Source organism: Antribacter gilvus (assembly GCF_003946865.1).
Lineage (GTDB): Bacteria > Actinomycetota > Actinomycetes > Actinomycetales > Cellulomonadaceae > Antribacter > Antribacter gilvus.
On sequence record NZ_QXTH01000024.1, the window covers coordinates 1 to 17,409 of the forward strand.

The following is a 17,409-nucleotide window of genomic DNA, read 5'->3' on the forward strand; positions in this document are numbered from 1 at the left end:
CCCGAAAAGGCAGCCATCAACGACCCAGAGCGGCGAAAATCACAAGAACACGCCTCCAAGGCTTGAACACGTCTCATTTGACTTGACAACTACCGCTATGGCGCACGGGGAACCGTGAGAGGGACAGGTTGTCCCCCTACGAAAAAGTCGTCAGCGCACGGCCTTGAGTCGACCGGCGAGCTGAGTGGCGTGGGAATGGGTCTGGCCACTGGTGCTGTCGGCCAGTTCGTCAGCCAGTTCTCGAGCCCACGGGATGAGTGCCACCGCTTCGGTGGAGATCTCCGCGGCGGCGGTCAAGGACCGCACTGCGGACGCGTAGTCGGTCCTGTGCCGTTGGGCGTCGGCGGTCTCCAGCAGGAGGCGGGAGGACCGAACCAGGGACGGTGACGCCGTCGGGTCGATCCGGTCGGCCTGGCTGACGGCGTCGCCGTGCCGGCGTAGGCACGAGGTCACGATGACGGACATGATGCGCACGCCGGCCGGCTCGAACCCTGACTGCTCGTGCCAGGTACCCGCATCCATGCGCGACGCGGTGCGGTGTGCGAGGTCCAGGTACCTTTGTGCGTCGCCGTCGCGGCCCGCGAGTGCGTGCGCGGCTGCTGCCTCGATCTGGAGGGCGCCGAGCGTGCCCCACGCCTGGTAGCTGATCTGGCCGACGCCGCGCAGCATCGGCGCGAGGTACTTGGTGCCACCGTCGGCGAGCCGGGCGGCGTCGTCGTAGTGGCCGGAGGCGCACAGGCTGACCGACGACGACCATGCGGCCAGCGCGAGCGACATCGGCTCGTCGGCGTCCTCGGACAGCGCGCGACCGCGCTCGACTGCCAGGGCGTGCAGTTCGGGTTCGCAGATGTGGGCCAAGAGTCGCTGCACCAGGCGGTACAGGTCCCCGGCCGCAGCCTTGGCCAGGCGACGTTCGACGCCGTCGTGCGAGCGGATCGCATGATGAGCCTGTTGGATCAGGACCGGCAGTCGGACTCCGACGTCGGTGCGCTGCCGTGGAGAGGTGTGCCAAAGGACCCACAACCGTCGCACCTTCGCCTGCAAGTCAGCCGCCGACAAAGGTGGTTCGTCACTCAGGCTGGGGAACGCGGCGTCTCGCATCGCCTGCCGGATCGCTGGGACGACGTGGTGCGTTTCATCGCTCCAGGCGTCGACCGGAACGGTCTCGCCATCTCCAGTCAGCTCGGCCAGGTCCCGGACGTTCAGTGCGCGGGCGACCTGCAACAGCAGCGGTAGCGAGTTCAGTTGCCGGCTGCCGGATTCGACCTTCTTGAGCCAGTCGGGGCTTCGCCCAACCAGCCCCGCGAGAACAGGGCGGGTCATCCCGCGCGACTCGCGGAGCAGGCGAACACGCGCGCCCGTCGTCAACGGCGCGACGCGAGCCGCTGACGGACGAGAATCCAAGCCCTGGCCCATGCCCCAGACCGTAGGCTCTCCACGTCGAGTCCACAACGCCTGAACTCGGGAGCGCCGAAGCCATGACCGTCGTCGGTATCACCGGGCACACCGACCTCACCGAACCGACACTCGTGCTTGTGCGTCAAGCGCTCGACGCGGAACTGAGCCAGTACGAGGGCGCCGATCTGACTGGCATAACCTGCCTGGCGCGAGGCGCAGACCAGCTCTTCGCCGACGCGATCCTTGCGCTCGGCGGAGCGCTCCACGTCGTCGTGCCTGCGGCCGACTACTTCGACAACATCACCGATCCCGACGCCCGACGCCGATGTGCCGAATACCTCCGCCAAGCCGTCGCCGTTGAACAGATGCCATTCCAGACCGCCGGGCGCGACGCATACAACGCGGCAAGCCGTCACATGGTCGATCAATGTGACGTGCTTGCCGCCGTGTGGGATGGCAGCACCGACAGTGGCACGGGACACGCGGTCGCTCTCGCCCAGCGGCGAGGGCTCCCCATAACAGTGATCTGGCCCAATGGCGCCGCGCGCTCCACGACTCGCTAGCGGACTAGCCAGTTTGTGAACGCTGGGGAACACCACGCCTGGGTCCAGCGGCGTGTCGGACACCTGTGCGAAGATGCGGGACATGGCAGTGGCAACAGCGGGCGAGGTCGAGTACGGCGAGGTGTTCACCAGGCGGTGGGTCGTGGAGACGATCCTGGACTTGGTCGGCTACACCGACGACGTCGATCTCTCGCGGACTGTCTTGGTCGAGCCGTCGGTCGGGTCGGGGGCGTTCCTTGAACCGATCGTCGAGCGGCTAGTTGCCAGTGCCAAGCGGCATGGGGCGCAGTGGGGGTTACTGGAGGGCGCGATTCGCGGATTCGATCTGCAGCCCGCCCACGTGTCGACGTGTCGGCACCGGGCTGCGGCGATCCTCGAGTCCGCAGGCGCTGACGCGGCGACGGCGGAGCGCTTGGCAGCGTCGTGGGTACAGGCTGCGGACTTCCTCCTTGACGATGGCGATCTCGTAGCCGACTTCGTTGTCGGGAACCCGCCCTATATCCGCACCGAGGGCCTGGACGACGGCGTTGAAGCCGCCTACCGGGCCCGGTGGAAGACGATGAAGGGCAGAGCGGACATCTTCGTCGGGTTCTTCGAGCGCTCTCTCTCGCTGCTGCGTCCTGGCGGGAAGCTTGGGTTCATCTGCGCGGACCGATGGATGCGAAACCAGTACGGCGCTGCGCTCCGGACACTCGTTGGCGAGCGGTACGCGGTAGAGACGCTGTGGCAGATGCACGACGTCGACGCCTTCGAGGCCGAGGTCTCCGCCTACCCGGCGATCACGGTGCTTGCTAACCGGCCGCAGGGCGACGCGACAGTGTTGGAGACGACTGCGGAGTTCGGTGCCGGTAGCGCCGCGGAGGCGGTGAAGTTCGCGCAGTCCGACGACGCCGAAGGCGCGGGGGCCGGTTGGACGGGCGCTCGGATGCATGACTGGTTCGAGGGACCGGACCTGTGGCCGGCAGGCGGCCCGCAGCGGATCCGTCTTCTGGAGGACCTGGCCGAGCGGTTCCCCACGCTTGAGCAGACCGGCGGGGACACGAAGATCTCGATCGGTGTCGCCACGGGTGCGGACAAGGCGTACGTCGTGGCACCCGATGCGGATGTCGAGCCCGACCGGCTCCTGCCGCTCGTCATGGCCGACGACATCCGTTCCGGGCAACTGGTGACGCCGAAGAAGGTGCTGATCAACCCGTGGGACGAGCAGGGCGTCCTCGTTGACCTTGCGCGGTATCCGCGGATGGAGCAGGCCCTGGCGTCGCACCCGGCGGTCGTGAAGAGGTATGTCGCGCAGCGGAACCCGACGACCTGGCACCGGACGATCGACAAGGTGTACCCCGGCCTGCGCGAACGGCCGAAGCTGCTGCTGCAGGACATGAAGGCGCAGATCACTCCGGTGTTCGAGCCGGGCGGCTACTACCCGCACCACAATCTGTACTACATCACCTCGACTGGTTGGGACCTGGAGGTGCTTGGCGGGCTGCTGCTGTCGCGGATTGCTCAGGCGTTCATTGAGGCGTATGGCGTGCGGATGCGTGGCGGAACGCTGCGGTTCCAGGCGCAGTACCTCCGGAAGATCCGAGTGCCGGCCCCAGAGTCGCTAGCGCCCGAGATCCTCGATCGTCTGCGGGAGGCGCACCGAGCATGGGATCGCGACGCTGCGACCCGCGCAGCCGAAGCCGCGTATGGGTTGCCCGAGGGGCACCTCTGACGTTTCACCCCAGGTCAGGGCGGTGTACCGAGTGACAGGCCGTCACGCTCGTGACAGGGTGCAGTCCGAGCGATTCAGCATCGCCACCGACTGAGCATGAGAGGGACCAGGCACTTGCCGATTGATCTCACCTGGGACGCTGCCGTCCGGGCTTACTGGACCGGTCGCGACCTCCAGGCGCAGCGACAGATCGAAGCCGGGCGCGCGGACGCCGGAACCCGAGGTGCCGTCACCGGCGGCAAGCACCTCGACCCGATGCGGGACGCCGTCGCCGAACTGTTCCGCAACGCCGAGGGCATCGACTTCGACATTCGGACCTCGGGCAAGCTGACGCTCCCGGGCTACTACCGGAGGACCAAGGACTGGGACCTGATCGTCCTGTATCGGGGTGTGCTCGTCGCGGCGATCGAGTTCAAGAGCCAGAGCGGTTCCTTCGGCAACAACTTCAACAACCGGACCGAGGAAGCGATCGGCAACGCCGCAGACATCTGGCGGGCCTACCAGGAGGGCTACCTCGGCCCGATCCGGCCCTGGCTCGCGTTCGTGATGATCCTCGAGAAGACACCCGTGTCTACAGCTATCCAGAGGACCGCACCGGCGCTCTTCCCGACTGACTCGATCTTCAACGACACCAGCTACCTCGACCGATACCGGATCCTGCTCCGCCGGCTCCTTCACGAGCAGCAGTACGACGCGGCCGTCGTTGCCGCAACGGAGCAGGGCCAGGGGATCTACGACGAGCCCGACTTCGAGCTTTCGTTCGCGAACTTCGGCGCTGCGATCAAGGGGCGTATCGAGTACATCCGCGCGCTCCCTGATAGCGCTTTCGACGCTGGATGACGATGGCAGACGCACCGTCCCCAAGCCAGCCCACCGAATCATCTCCCGTGCATCTCCCGCGTCTCTCGTACGCGCTGCTGGACGACATCGAGGATCGCGAGAAGCCGCAGTGCGTCACGAGCACCTTGAGGTCGAGATCTGGCGAGGGCCGGTCGGAACTGGAGGGTAGGCGATGGGAATGAGGATCCGCCTTGGACCCGACGGCGTGCATCTGTTTGACCGGCAGTCCGGCCTGAATGTCCTTCTCGACGAGGTCACGCCGCCGGAACACGCCTGGTCCGCGGCGCCCCGCCAGGTCTCGATCGCGGTGACGAACGCTTGTGACCTTGCGTGCTCCTTCTGCTACGCCCCGAAGCAGCCTGCGCGCCTGGCGGTGGATCGCCTCTTGCGCTGGGTGGACGAGCTCGACCGGGCTGGGGCGTTGGGGCTGGGCTTCGGTGGCGGCGAACCAACCTTGTACAGGCATCTTCCTGAGGTGTGTGCGTACGCGGCCGAGAACACAGACCTGGCGGTGACGATGACAACCCACGGACACCGTTGGAACGCCGACCTAGTCTCGCGCCTTCGCGGTGCGGTGAACTTTGTTCGGGTAAGCGTCGACGGGGTCGGAAGCACCTACGAACGCATCCGGGGTCGGCGCTTCGCGCAGTTGCGCGTGGCTCTTGACACGATTGCGGCCGACTTCCAGTGGGGAATGAACGCTGTGGTGAACGAGGATACAGTCGACGACCTCGACGCCATCGCTGCACTTGCCGCGGAGCATGGCGCCTCTGAACTTCTCTTACTGCCAGAGCAACCGACCGCTGGGGCACCCGGGGTAAAGCAAGCGACGCTGCATACGCTGGAGCGCTGGGTCCTTACGTACCCCGGCCCCGTGAGGCTCGCTACGTCAGCCGATGCTGCGCTTGGCGTGCCGATCGCGGACGCGCTTCCTAGTGAATTGGGCGTGCGCTCGTACGCGCACATCGACGCGAGCGGAACGGCTCGGGCCTCGTCCTACGCCCCGAGCGGCGTTCGCATTGGGGAAGATGGAGTGATGGCTGCGCTCAAGCAGCTCGCGCAGATGGAGACGGCATGAAGATCTGGCACGGTTACGGAACTGAGCACTCGATGAACCTGAAAATGATCGGGCATTTCGCAGACGCCGGCGAAGCGCACGCAGCGAAGGAAGCCATCACGACCCTGACCTCAGCAGCCGAGGCAGAGCAGGTAGCCGGCCGCTTGGAGTACGGCGAGCTCCCTCGCCTGTTCAGCGATGAACTTCTCGTCGTGTTGAGGGAGACGGGCATCCACAGCCTCGGGTACGCCGAGGTCGAGCAGTTCCTATACGACGCCCAAGTCCAGGTCGATGGTGCCGACGTCGTCGTCCAGACCGACGAAATCGACGTCATGGCCTACGTCAAGGTGCTCATCGCCAAGGGCGCCAAGGTCGAAATGTACTCCGGACACGACCACGACACCGGCGTGGGGGCCCAATAATGCACCCGCTCAGCGCCGCGCCGGTGGACTCGAGACGGAGTTCGCCAGATGACTGAGCTCGACTGGAGCCGCTTCGAAAGCCTGCCCGGTGACCAGACCGCGAACTTCGAGCTCCTGTGGCGCGGCGCAGTGCGGCGTACTTACGGCAAATTCGGGACGTTCCAAGCACGCGCCCAACAACCGGGCGTCGAGTTCCACCTCAAGCTCGACCGCAACTGCGCGCTCGGAGATGCCGGTCAATGGTTCGGCTGGCAGACCAAGTGGTGGAACGGCCTAGCGGCGGGCCGCGCGATCGGCGCGGGCCGCAAGCACGATGTGGAGGACTCGCTCGCCAAGACAAGGAAGCACCTGCCCGGGCTTACCCACTGGGTCTTGTGTACCCGTCGCCCGCTCGCGCCGACCGACGGACCCTGGTGGGACGGCCTGAGTACGCCCTTCAAACTCGACCACCAGGTCGCAGAGGACCTAGCCAACCTTCTTACGGGCGACGCCGAGTTGCTACGCCAGACGTACTTCGGAGACCTAGTCCTCACGCCGGACCGCCTCGAATCACTCAAGGACCTGGCCCTGGCCGACGTGCGAGAGCGCTGGTTCCCCGAGGTGCATCAAACCAGTCCGGCCGAGACGACGCTTAGGCGCATGCTCGCTGAGCCTGGCGCATGGGGGCACCTAGAAGTCGTAGGGTCCGAGATCACTTTGCTCGCAGAGACCATCGCTGGCGACGTTGCCGCCGATCCCCTCGAGGCGTCAGTTCAAGCGGAGTTGGATGAACTTCTGGCGACAGCGGAAACCGTCCGGCAACTCCTCGCCGATGCTCACGAGCACCTGACGCCAGGCGGGGATCACACGTGGCGCGAGCTCGGCGAAGCCATCGTTCCGGACGCGCCAGCCCCGATACCCTCCGTGCTGCGCAAGCTCCGCGCCGCCAACCACCCGGCTGCGCTACCTTGTACCAACTTGGTTTCTCACACGCGCGACGCCGTCGCTTTGGCGAAGAGCCTCTTCGGCCAGCTCGCGGTCCGGTGCGTCACCGTCACAGGCCACGCCGGATACGGGAAAACACACCTTGCGGCCAAGCTCGCAAGCTCTACCGAGTCCCGACCGGCTGGCGTCCTGCTCTTCGGTCGACAACTGCGAAGCCGAGACGACCTCGACGACCTCGCCCAACGAGTGTCCATCAACGGGAAGAAGGTCGAGACCTTCGACGCGCTTCTCGCAGCCGTCGATGCAGCTGCCGCACGCGCCCAATGTCGCCTCCCCATCGTCATCGACGGACTCAACGAGGCCGAGAATCCGAGCGACTGGAAACCTCTCCTGGAGCGGGCGCTGGTTCAGCTCCAAGACTACCCGTCGGTTCTTCTCGTCTGCACTCTCCGGTCGGCCTTCGTCGACCGGTCGATACCCACTTCACTGTCCACCTCTGTCGACCTCAACGGGTTCGGGGAAAACGTCGACCAGGCGGTGGAGAAGTACTTCGACCACTTCAAAATCGACACTGACGGCGCCGACCTGCCCCTCGAACGCTTCGATCACCCAATCACGTTGCGGATCTTCTGCTCGATCATGAATCCGACCAGAGAGTCTCGTGTTCAACTCGTTGACCGGGCGCCGTCGTTGAACGCAATGTTCGACGCATACATTGCGGACGCCGCACGCCGGATCGACGCCCTCCCAAACTCCCGAATTCGAGCTACGGATGTCCATGGCGCCCTCCGAGCGCTCGGTGTCGAGATGTGGGACACCAACTCCCGCGAGGTCAGCGAGCGCCGCGTGAAGGAGCTCTTCGGCGACACCAACCGACTATGGGACGACAGCATCCTCAATGCTCTTCAGGAGGAGGGTGTTCTCATCCGACAGACAGCACAGGAGATCGACGCGGACGAGGCGGCGTCTGGTTCTTCGGAGGCAACTGACAACCGAGAAGGACTGGTCGTGTCGGTCGTATACGATCTCCTCGCCGGCCACATCATTGCCTCGGCGTTGGCCGAAACCCGCGGCGCGACATTCGCCACTTCGCTCGGCACCTCCGGAACTGCGGCCAGGTTCACAGGTGACCTGGCCGGCGTCCACCCACTAGCCGTCGACATCTTCGACGCGCTGGTCTTCGTGCTTCCCCAACGCGGCCTGGGACACCTCTGGGAGTACGTGCAAGGCATCCTGCTTGACGCCGCCCTTCTCCGAACAACCGAGCTGGCGGCACAGGAGGTCAACGCTGCCACCGTAGTGGCCTGGAAGCGGAATCTATCGAGTCTGTCGCAGGCAACAAGCTTCTGGCCCCGACTCAGATCTGTCCGTGCCGTTCCTGACCACCCGTTCAACGCGATCTTCGCCGATAGTGTGCTGCGGTCGCTAAGTGTGGCTGAACGTGACCTCACTTGGACCGAGTGGCTCCGTAAATCGACGCGGCCGTACCGCTACCAGGACCCCGGAACGGACGCACGCGCGATGGAAGACCTCCGATTGTGGACCACGCGTTGGCGACAGACCGACGACCGAACCGAAGCCGACGCACTTCGGGCACGCTGGTTCATGTGGATGCTTACGAGCACAGTGCGAGACCTGCGCGACGCAGCGACCGCCGCCCTCTACTGGTATGGCCGGGGGGACGCCGCCTCGCTGTTCGAGCTCGCAGCCGGATCGTTGGAGATCAATGACGCGTACGTCGGAGAACGAGTCACCGGTGCTGCGTATGGCGTTGCCACTGCCCACCAGCAGCCAGATCCAGAGTTCGAGAACCACCTCAGGACCTACCTCGAGGCGCTCATCGCCGCTACCACCGGAGACGCGGCCACCGCGCCGACCTACCACCGGCTCATCCGGTACTACATCGCGGCGACAATCGAATTCGGACGCCGCCACTACCCCGCAGCGGTTCCGACGGCTGCTACCGACGGGATCGCGTTCGCCGAGGGCCACCTTCCCGACCCCCTGCCAGAAGGAGATGAGAGGCGCGACGAAGTCGAACACACCATCCACATGGACTTCGGCAACTACACTATCGGACGCCTCTTCGACGACCGCTCCAATTACGACTACGAGCACGAGGGCCACCGCAACGCGACCGACCAAATCCTTGGGGTCATATATGAACTCGGCTGGCGCGGGAGCAGTTTTTCGTCCGTCGATCAGGGAATCGGCCAACAGAATCAAGACAGGAACCCGGGCCGCATCGAGCGATACGGCAAAAAGTACAGCTGGATCGGGCTGTACCTTCTGACCGGGATGCTGGCTGCACGCGGGGAGCGCGTCTACGGGCTCGAGGTCGATATCGATCCGACGTTCCCACAGACCTCGCCGTCACTGCCGCTCACGGTGCCCACCTGGGTACGTTCGACACCGACAGACGATCGCAACTGGCTCACCAACGGGATCGTCACCGTCCCGGACGACCTCATGTACGCCAACACCCTTGGTGGAACGGAAGGGCCATGGGTCCTCGTCCACGCCGAACTCGACGCGAAGGACGAAAAGACGGGCCGTAGCGTGTTTGGCCTGTTCAACACTGTTGCGCTCACCCCGGTCGACCTCGAAGCGCTAATGACGTGGTGGTCGGAAAGGCGCCATCCCGGCCGTGATCTCATCGAACTCCCGACCGCGTACTACCTCTTTGCCGGCGAGATCCCGTGGCATCCCCGGATGGTGACGTCGGGCGATGACATCGCAGGTATCGGCAGCCGTCCTATCGAGCGGGATGAGGACGATGGGTGGGTAGATCCGCACGACAGCGAGGACCCATACATCGACCACATTCGAGTGAATGCGCCCCTATTCATGGGAAGCGAAGCTGGCGCCGAGGCGTCCGGTAGTGAGCACCACTGCGAATCGGAGGAGGGGACGGACGGGGAGCCGCCCGAGTACCTGGCACTCATCAAGGCCAGGAAGGCGGCCTACCCCGCCACCATCCCGCTGCACGTGGAGCTAGAAATCGAGTCGATGGCTCACACCTTCGCGTGGGAGGGCCATAACAGCGCCGAGAATCAGGCGTTCGCGTATGTGCCGAGCCAACGGCTCTCACAGCACTCGTGCCTGCGTTCGGTCGCTGCTGGGTTCGACCAGGTCGATGCAGACGGTCGTGCCGCGGCGATGAGCTTCACGGCGCCCGAGGGCTTCAACGGTCATCTGCTGTACGTCCGGGAGGACGTCGTGAAGGCGTACGCCGGCAACCGAACCGTCGTCACGTTCGGTTGGGGCGAGCGACAGATCCACACCGCACGGCGTGCGCAGGTGCCCAAACAGCTACTGACGGTCTATGGGGCGTACCGAAACATCTGGCGCACTCACCGGATCGTCGTTGAAGGGCAGCGGGAGGCGCCGGGAGACACCGGATGCGGCGAGGAGGGAGCGGAGGGGGCCAAGTAGGTCGTGCGGAGGCCCGTCGGCAGCTGAAGGGCTCTCTCCCGGTACACATTGGGTACACATGAGCGCTGTCACCCGCCGTCGGACACCATCCCGACCAACGCCACGGCGGACCGGATTTTCCGCGGAATCTCAACGATCCCGCCCCACCCAACGCTCCCGGTGGACACCAGCGGACAGGACCGGACACCCCTCGGGAGAACCCGGCGTACAGACCGACTCGTCCGTTTTTACGAGCCTGACTTGCCGCGATGCTCTCGCGCGGGGTGTCCGGTACCGATTGGGTACACATGACCACGGGCCATGTGGCTCCTCACGGGCCGCCCGCGTTGCTGACATGGCCTGCTCTCCGGACGCTTGCATCGGTAGTGTTCCCGGCGATGGACCTTCCTCAGCCGCCAGGTTTGGCGCCCGCGTCGTCCGACCTCGGCCTCCTGCAGCGCGGCCGAGGAAACGGCTGGCGCCGTGCCGCGGAGTCGGTCCGTCATGGCCGCGATCATCTGTTGGCGTGCGTCGCTGACGACCCGCGGTGGGACCGGCAGGTCGAGCACCGCGCCACCTACTACGCGACGCTCGCCATCCGCCTCTCCCTACCCGCCACAGAAGTCTGCGTGCTGGTGGACGGCACCGAGGACGGGTGGCTCGCCGAGAGCGTTCTGGAAGCGATGGCCGAGCACGGCGACACGGACGCGGCACGACTGCACGCCGACGTCGCTGAGCCCGAAGACCACCGGATGACCTTCAGGCGCCCCGTCGCCGCCCTGTGCGACTTGATCCGGCCGCCCCGCTCGATGTCGTGCTGGCCGGCGCGGTCCCGCCGCTCAGCAAGCGGCTCATCGACCGGCTGAGCGCCACGACGTCGCGGGACGAGATCGCGACATTGCATGACGCCGCCGTCCGCCACCCGAACCGGTGGGGGCGGTTGCTCGCGATGCGAGTGCTTGGGCGTCGCGGCGATGTCGCACGGCTGCCTGCCGTCGCGGAGGTGGTGGCCTCCACTGCGGTCGGGTTCGATCGTCGGATGGCCCGCGACTACCTCCGCGAGCTCCCTCCAGAGATCTCGCTGCCCCTCGCGCGGAGATGGATCACCGCCGCGGACCATCGTGTGGACGCCGCTCACGACATCATGAGTCGGCACGCCGAGGCGCAGGATGTTCCGGCGGTCCGAGACGTGCTTGGCACCGCCGATGACTACGGCACGATCTGCAGCCTGGTCGACGCTCTGGGCCGGGTCCCAGAAGCCGGTCCGTACCCTGAGCTCGATCGCATCTACAGCGACTCCGCGTACTCCTACGCCCGCTGGCGGGCCGCACGTGCGATGGCGATCGCCAACCCTCAGTTCACGGCCCGGTGGGCTGGCGAGTGCTTGTGGGACTGTGAGCCGGCGACTCGTGAAATCGGGGTGCGCTTTGCCGAGCCGATGCTGGCTGCTCTACCGCCTACGCCAGGGCACCGAAGCCACGGCTGAGCCCGCAGCAATCCAACACACGGCTTGAGAATCCGCGGAATCTCAACGTTCCCGCCCCGTCCAACGCTCCCCGTCGTCCCACGGTGCCCGGCGCGGGCCGCGGCCTCAGCCGATCCGGATCTCGTCGGTGCAGGCCTCGACCACGTGCTGGGAGTGGGTCGCCACCAGGACCGCGGCCCCCGCGCCGGCGAACTCGCGCAGCGACTTGAGGACCATGTCGGCGTTGATCCGGTCGAGTGCGCCCGTCGGCTCGTCGGCCAGGACGACCGTCGGGGCCTTGACCATGAGCCGGGCCAGCGCCACGCGCTGCTGCTCGCCGCCCGAGAGCTGAAAGACGGGAGCCTTCTCGTGCCCCTGGAGCCCCACACGCTCCAGGGCCTCCTCGAGGGGGACCCCCGGCCGGCCCTTGCGGCCCGGGACGCGAGCCACATCCAGGTTGAACTGGACCGTCGCGTTCTGCACGAGAGCGTAGTTCTGGAAGAGGTAACCGAGGGTGTCGCGGCGGAACCGGCGCGCGCCGGCGGGACGCAGACGGGTGACGTCCTGGCCGTCCACCGTGATCGAGCCGGCGGACACCTTCTCCAGGAGCCCGATGCAGTTCAGGAGAGTCGACTTGCCTGAGCCCGACGGGCCGGTGAGCGCGACCATCTGACCTTGCTCGACCGTGAACGAACGGTCCTCGAACAGCACACGGGAGCCGAAGGACTTGGCAACACCCTCGACGACGACGGACGACATATCAGATCTCCTTCATGGGTCAGGAGTCGGCGGAGCGGGTGGACACGAGCCGGGAAGTGGCACGGCGCAGGCCGACGAGCACGGCGCCGAATGCGAGGAGGACCACGGCGACCGCCACGGCCACGCGCAGGGCCGGGCCGTTCCCCGCGAGCACGGCCGCCTCGAAACGGACCGCCTCGTGCGTCGTCGCGAGGGCGCCGTTCACTCCTACGCCGATCGCGACCGATGCCAGGGCCGTCTCGACCGCCAGCACCCACCGGTGCGCCCGCCACCATGGCCAGCCCGTGATGTGGTGGACGTACACGAGCTGCGCCGACCGCCTGACGTGGATCGCGCTCACGCTCACGGCCGTCACGACCAGGATGAACAGCGCGACGAGCAGGCTGAGCAGCATGAGGCGGGAGCTCGCGACGACCTGCGCGTACTGCCCGGCCGCGTGCTGCTTCGCGGACCAGATGCCGTTGACGATCGAGCCGACCTCGAACTCGTCGACGTAGCGCTGCGCGGTCGCCGCGTCGGGGAAGACGATGTTCCCCTGCGTGAGGAAGGCGCCGTAGAAGTCGTCAGGGAAGACCTGTGTGCCCGGAGGGACGACGACCAGGACCGCGTCGTGGACCAGAGCGGCGTCCTGGAGGTCGTTCATCGTGCCGTAGGTGAAGTGGGACTGTGCGGTGGCCAGCTCCTGGTAGGAGACCTCGACGGCGCCGCCCGGCGTCTCCTGTGCGGATCGTGCGGGCCCGCCCATGAAGCCCGGGATCACATCCTGCGCGAACGAGAGGCAGGCGGGCGGCGCGAGGGCGGTGACGGCGCCGTCGGGCACGCTCGTCACTCGCTCTCCCGACGCTCCGGTCACCGCCTGACGCTCCAGGTAGGCCTCGTTCGCGAGCAGCACCGGGCAGGCGTCTGCGGTCGACCGGCCCTCCGCCCGGCCGCCGGGCAGGCGCTCCGTCAGCGTGAGCTGCCGGGAGATGTCGTCGACCAGCACGGCGTCGCCATGTTCCACGGCCTCGCGCGCCATCGATCCGAACGCCGCCTCGAGCTCCGGGTCGTCGCCCCCCATCTGCCCCGAGAGCTGGACGTACACGGCGTGCGGGTCTGTGTCCCAGCGCTCCTGAGCGGCGGCGCGGTCTTCGACCTGCAGCGCGGTCTGGAGGGTCGCGAACGCGACGCTCGCCGCGAGGAAGACCCCGGCGACGCGGATGGCGAACACGCCGACCAGGGCCCAGTCCGCGGAGAAGTGGCCCTTCACCGCTGCAAGGATCGGCACGCGGAAGGACAGGCCGATCGCTGCCAGGTGGGTAAGGAGCACGACGACGAGGAACAGGCAGGTGACGCCGAGCACCACCGCGGCGAGCTCGCCGGCCCGGGCCCAGCGGTTGTAGAACCACAGCACCACGACGGCGACGGGCGCTGCCACGGCCACGGTGCCGGCCAGGACGACCACGACCTCGTGCAGGTCGCGGCGGAACACCGCGCCGAACGAGCTGCCTTGCAGGCGTTGCACGCCGTAGGCCTGGGCGCTCATCACCACGCCGCCTCCGACCATCACGACGAGCGCGAGCAGCGCCACCGCCGCGGCGGTCAGCCGATGACCGTTGACGAACAGCTGGGGATCGGTCAGGAGAGCTCCGACATGGCCGGCGTACGGGTGCACCTCGCCGGACAGTCCGTGCTCGCCGAGCGCCGTCAGCACCGCGTCCGCGTCAGCACGGTCACCCCAGACGAGGTAGTAGCCTCGCGGGTCGAGGTCGCCGACCTCGCTGAAGGCTCGGTAGTGCTCCTCGATGTACGGGGCGAAGTGCCGATACCCGCCCGCCAGGCGGTCGGCCACGACCCCGCCGGGCGTACCCGCTACTGCATAGATGTGCTTCGTGCGCGTCGGGTCGGTCAGGTCGACGACGACGAAGCCGACGTCGGCCTGCCCGTCCGTCGCGACCTCCTGCAGTGTCCCCGTGAGGTCTTCGGCCGAGACCGGCTGCTCGAGGTCCTGCACGACGACCTGGAACAGGGCGCCCGCGCCCTCTCCCTCGTCGAGGACCATGAAGACCTGCACCGCGAGCACGACCGGAACGATCACACCGAGCACGTACGCGAGACGGACGAGACGTGGCAGCATGCGCTTCTTTCGAGCCGGGGTCGCGGGGACCGTGAGGTGGGTCGGTGCCCGGGCCGCCGAGGGCCCGGGCCCGGTCAGGTCAGCAGGTGGTGTCGTACCAGGCCTTGTTGACGAAGAACGTGATCGCACCATGGCTCAGAGAGCGGCGTGGATCACGCTACGAGAGATCCTGACCGGCGGATATCACACCTGGGGATGAACACGGACCACCGGTGTCATACCCGGGTCGTACGAGGACGTGACGCTGTCGCGCGTCGCGGCCGACGACGACGGCCTGCCTCCCTCGGCGGACCGGGCGCTGCCACCCCACGGTCGCGGGGACCGTGGGGTGGCAGCGCCCGGGGCCCCCGAGGGCCCCGGGCACGGTCAGGTCAGCAGGTGGTGTCGTACCAGGCGCGGTCGGCGACGAACGGCCGCGACGGCGCGTCGGCGATCGACCAGTAGCCGGCCGAGGCGTAGTCCTTCTCGTAGTACGTGCCCTGGACGGACGACCCGTGGCAGCGGTTGCCGTGGTAGTAGTCGGACCAGACGATGCTGCTGTTCACGCCGTGGTCCCACGTACCGCCACCCACGTACTCGATGGTGGCGTGGGCCGCTGCGGCGCCGCCGACGAGGACGCTTGCCGCCAGCGCGATCGCGGCGACGGGCTTCCGGAGCTTTCCGAGCATCATGTCTCCCTGGTGCAGTTCGGATGGTGCTGGACGGTGTCGCGGCGCCGCAACACCTCGAGACTGCCTCACGAGACTCGGAGGGTAAACCCGTACCTCACGGGTTGACACGACCGTGACTGGAGCCTGGCCCAGAGGGGTGCGCCACAAGGGCGAGCGACGCGACGCGGGTCGCCGCCCTGGTCCCCGCCGCTCGCTGATACCTAGGGCGCCTCGTTACGATGCGGTCATGGACAGCACCGCGGGTCGGCGTCCCACGCTGCGCGAGATCGCTCACCGTGCCGGGGTGTCGCTGATGACGGTGTCGTACGCGTTCAACAACCCTGACCGGGTCTCGGATGCCACGCGCGAGCGCGTGCTTGCTGCCGCGGCAGAGCTCGGTTACCAAGGGAAGAACCCCTGGGCGACCGCGTTGCGACGCGGGCGTGCCGGGGCGCTCGGAGTGGTGTTCAGTGAGCACCTGACGTACGCGTTCAGCAACCCGCAGGCGACGGACTTCCTGGCCGGTGTCGCGTCAGTGTGTGCTGAAGAGGGGCTGGGTCTGACGATCATCCCGACCGTCGGCGATGCCGAGGACGCGGAGCGGGTCGCCGCGGCACCTGTCGACGGGTACGTGTTCTGGACCACCCGTGCGGACGATCCATGTCTCGACGCGGCCGCTCGAACGCACCGGCCGTGCGCGATCCAGGGCGGACCTGCCTACGACGGCTTCGTCCGGGTCGGGGCGCCGGACCGCGGGGTGGCGGCCTCGATCGCGCATCTTGGGCTCTCTTCTGGCCAGGTAAGGCACCCGGTCGTCATCAGCTTCTCGCTGGACACGGACCGTGTTGCCCGCGCGGGCTACGACCTGCCGCTGGCGGCCGCCCGGCTGCCTGTGACGCATGACCGGCTCGCGGGATACCGGGACGCAGTGACTGCCGTGGGGCTCTCGTGGCAGGAGACCTACGTGCTGGCGCTCTCGCGCAATGACCGGGGCGAGGCGCAGCACGCGCTGTCCAGCGCGATCGCGGACGGCGTCCCGGTGGACCTCGTGCTGTGCACCAGCGACGAGCTGGCGCTCGGTGCACTTGATGCGCTGCGCGAGAACGGGCTCGCGGTGCCGGACGACGTGTCCGTGACCGGGTGGGACGACGGGCCCGGTGCGGAGGCAGCGGGACTGTCGACGGTGTGGCAGTCGCTGTTCGAGCAGGGCCGCGTGTGCGGCTCGGTCGCTGCCGGGCTCGAGGTCACGTCCACCAGCTCGGCATGGCGGATCGTGCCGCGGTCGACAACACGTACCAGCGTGGCAAGTTCCTGATTCAGCTCACGGGCGCAGGGACCTCGGCCCCTGCCGGCAGCGGGACGCGCAGCGTGAGGAGGCCCAGGGTCACCACCACAGCCGCCGCCCACGGGACCACGCCGAGCAGCCCGCCGTCTACGGCCAGCCCACCCACCAGGGAGCCGCCGGCGATCCCGATCTGGAAGGCCACGACGTAGAGGGACGAAGCGACGTCACTGGCCTGGGGAACCACACGCATCACGGTCGCCTGCAGGAAGACCGGGGTCGCCGAGAACGCAGCACCAAGCAGGATCACGGACGCCACGACACCGCCGGGTGCCCACGAGGCGAAGAGGCCGATACCGGCGAACGAGACGACGAGGCTACCCATCGTCACCAACGCCGCGCGCTGAGGGAACGCGTCGGCGATCTTCCCGATCGCCCACACCCCGACGAACCCGGCGAGGCCGTACAACAGGAGGACCACGGCAAGGTGGTCCGCGGTCACGCCGGCGAACCGGTCCAGGATGAGCGAGATGTAGGTGTACACCGCGAAGTAGGCGACGACGAGCAGCACCGTCAGCGAGCAGAGCTTCAGCAGCGGCCGGCTGCGGATCGTCAATGCGAGCAGTGGTAGCCAGCCCGACCGGCCTTCGGGGTGGTCGCCTCGGTCTACCTCGAGCGGCGGCATGACGAACGCCAGGCCGAGAAGCGCTAGCTGTACTGACCCGAGAGGTTGTTGACGCGGGCGATAGGCGTGAGGCCGCCGATGCCGAGGTGGGGTCGTTCCAGGTTGTAGTGCTTGAGCCAGGCA

Annotated in this window: 14 protein-coding genes; 9 read left to right on the top strand and 5 right to left on the bottom strand. The window is 67.2% G+C overall.

All coding sequences use genetic code 11. The features are described 5' to 3' along the window. Positions 1–150: 150 nt before the first annotated feature. Entirely contained in the window at positions 151–1,416 is a 1,266-nt protein-coding gene (locus D1350_RS23005) for a helix-turn-helix domain-containing protein (RefSeq protein ID WP_125778399.1), read from the bottom strand. A 62-nt stretch (positions 1,417–1,478) separates the two neighbouring features. Here D1350_RS23005 and D1350_RS23010 point away from each other — a divergent pair, with 62 nt between their 5' ends. The 8 genes from D1350_RS23010 (at position 1,479) to D1350_RS23045 (ending at position 11,815) form a co-directional block, all read left to right on the top strand. Further along, complete coding sequence (locus D1350_RS23010) at positions 1,479–1,961, top strand: hypothetical protein (protein ID WP_125778400.1); 483 nt, start codon at positions 1,479–1,481, stop codon at positions 1,959–1,961. 82 nt (positions 1,962–2,043) lie between these two features. Then, positions 2,044–3,672: an Eco57I restriction-modification methylase domain-containing protein gene (locus tag D1350_RS23015; protein WP_206074653.1), complete on the top strand. Its 1,629-nt coding sequence runs from the start codon at positions 2,044–2,046 to the stop codon at positions 3,670–3,672. A 114-nt stretch (positions 3,673–3,786) separates the two neighbouring features. Continuing rightward, positions 3,787–4,512 (top strand): PaeR7I family type II restriction endonuclease, encoded by a 726-nt coding sequence (locus D1350_RS23020; RefSeq protein ID WP_164545296.1) that lies wholly within the window; start codon positions 3,787–3,789, stop codon positions 4,510–4,512. A gap of 178 nt (positions 4,513–4,690) precedes the next feature. Further along, positions 4,691–5,590, top strand: coding sequence for a radical SAM protein (locus tag D1350_RS23025; protein ID WP_125778402.1), 900 nt, complete (start codon positions 4,691–4,693; stop codon positions 5,588–5,590). Continuing rightward, on the top strand, positions 5,587–5,991 hold the full coding sequence (locus D1350_RS23030) for a DUF6375 family protein (protein ID WP_125778403.1): 405 nt from the start codon (positions 5,587–5,589) through the stop codon (positions 5,989–5,991). Before D1350_RS23025 ends, D1350_RS23030 begins: the two co-directional genes overlap by 4 nt. A gap of 48 nt (positions 5,992–6,039) precedes the next feature. Further along, positions 6,040–10,350 carry an NACHT domain-containing protein gene (locus D1350_RS23035; protein ID WP_125778404.1) on the top strand — a complete coding sequence of 1,437 codons (4,311 nt, stop codon included), beginning with the start codon at positions 6,040–6,042 and terminating at the stop codon, positions 10,348–10,350. A gap of 377 nt (positions 10,351–10,727) precedes the next feature. Further along, positions 10,728–11,195 carry a hypothetical protein gene (locus D1350_RS23040; protein ID WP_125778405.1) on the top strand — a complete coding sequence of 156 codons (468 nt, stop codon included), beginning with the start codon at positions 10,728–10,730 and terminating at the stop codon, positions 11,193–11,195. Next, the gene (locus tag D1350_RS23045) at positions 11,144–11,815 is read left to right on the top strand and encodes a hypothetical protein (RefSeq protein ID WP_125778406.1); all 672 of its coding nucleotides are present in this window, start codon (positions 11,144–11,146) and stop codon (positions 11,813–11,815) included. Before D1350_RS23040 ends, D1350_RS23045 begins: the two co-directional genes overlap by 52 nt. A 105-nt stretch (positions 11,816–11,920) precedes the next feature. On the opposite strand, the gene D1350_RS23050 is transcribed toward D1350_RS23045, so the two are convergent. The 3 genes from D1350_RS23050 to D1350_RS23060 all read right to left on the bottom strand — a co-directional run bounded on the left by D1350_RS23050 (position 11,921) and on the right by D1350_RS23060 (position 15,340). Further along, positions 11,921–12,553 (bottom strand): ATP-binding cassette domain-containing protein, encoded by a 633-nt coding sequence (locus tag D1350_RS23050; protein WP_125778407.1) that lies wholly within the window; start codon positions 12,551–12,553, stop codon positions 11,921–11,923. Between the two features lie 19 nt (positions 12,554–12,572). After that, the gene (locus D1350_RS23055) at positions 12,573–14,669 is read right to left on the bottom strand and encodes a hypothetical protein (protein ID WP_125778408.1); all 2,097 of its coding nucleotides are present in this window, start codon (positions 14,667–14,669) and stop codon (positions 12,573–12,575) included. A 371-nt stretch (positions 14,670–15,040) separates the two neighbouring features. Then, positions 15,041–15,340, bottom strand: coding sequence for a lactococcin 972 family bacteriocin (locus D1350_RS23060; protein ID WP_125778409.1), 300 nt, complete (start codon positions 15,338–15,340; stop codon positions 15,041–15,043). 226 nt (positions 15,341–15,566) lie between these two features. Here D1350_RS23060 and D1350_RS23065 point away from each other — a divergent pair, with 226 nt between their 5' ends. Beyond that, positions 15,567–16,634 carry a LacI family DNA-binding transcriptional regulator gene (locus D1350_RS23065; protein WP_125778410.1) on the top strand — a complete coding sequence of 356 codons (1,068 nt, stop codon included), beginning with the start codon at positions 15,567–15,569 and terminating at the stop codon, positions 16,632–16,634. A 1-nt stretch (position 16,635) separates the two neighbouring features. Here D1350_RS23065 and D1350_RS23070 read toward each other — a convergent pair whose 3' ends face one another. Then, positions 16,636–17,406, bottom strand: coding sequence for an MFS transporter (locus D1350_RS23070; protein WP_420807833.1), 771 nt, complete (start codon positions 17,404–17,406; stop codon positions 16,636–16,638). Positions 17,407–17,409 lie beyond the last annotated feature (3 nt).

Excerpts from the sequence above, each read along its gene's own strand:
- D1350_RS23005 (WP_125778399.1), bottom strand. The coding sequence starts at position 1,416 with ATGGGCCAGGGCTTGGATTCTCGTCCGTCAGCGGCTCGCGTCGCGCCG.
- D1350_RS23010 (WP_125778400.1), top strand. The coding sequence starts at position 1,479 with ATGACCGTCGTCGGTATCACCGGGCACACCGACCTCACCGAACCGACA.
- D1350_RS23015 (WP_206074653.1), top strand. The coding sequence starts at position 2,044 with ATGGCAGTGGCAACAGCGGGCGAGGTCGAGTACGGCGAGGTGTTCACC.
- D1350_RS23025 (WP_125778402.1), top strand. The coding sequence starts at position 4,691 with ATGAGGATCCGCCTTGGACCCGACGGCGTGCATCTGTTTGACCGGCAG.
- D1350_RS23030 (WP_125778403.1), top strand. The coding sequence starts at position 5,587 with ATGAAGATCTGGCACGGTTACGGAACTGAGCACTCGATGAACCTGAAA.
- D1350_RS23035 (WP_125778404.1), top strand. The coding sequence starts at position 6,040 with ATGACTGAGCTCGACTGGAGCCGCTTCGAAAGCCTGCCCGGTGACCAG.
- D1350_RS23040 (WP_125778405.1), top strand. The coding sequence starts at position 10,728 with ATGGACCTTCCTCAGCCGCCAGGTTTGGCGCCCGCGTCGTCCGACCTC.
- D1350_RS23050 (WP_125778407.1), bottom strand. The coding sequence starts at position 12,553 with ATGTCGTCCGTCGTCGTCGAGGGTGTTGCCAAGTCCTTCGGCTCCCGT.
- D1350_RS23055 (WP_125778408.1), bottom strand. The coding sequence starts at position 14,669 with ATGCTGCCACGTCTCGTCCGTCTCGCGTACGTGCTCGGTGTGATCGTT.
- D1350_RS23060 (WP_125778409.1), bottom strand. The coding sequence starts at position 15,340 with ATGATGCTCGGAAAGCTCCGGAAGCCCGTCGCCGCGATCGCGCTGGCG.
- D1350_RS23065 (WP_125778410.1), top strand. The coding sequence starts at position 15,567 with ATGGACAGCACCGCGGGTCGGCGTCCCACGCTGCGCGAGATCGCTCAC.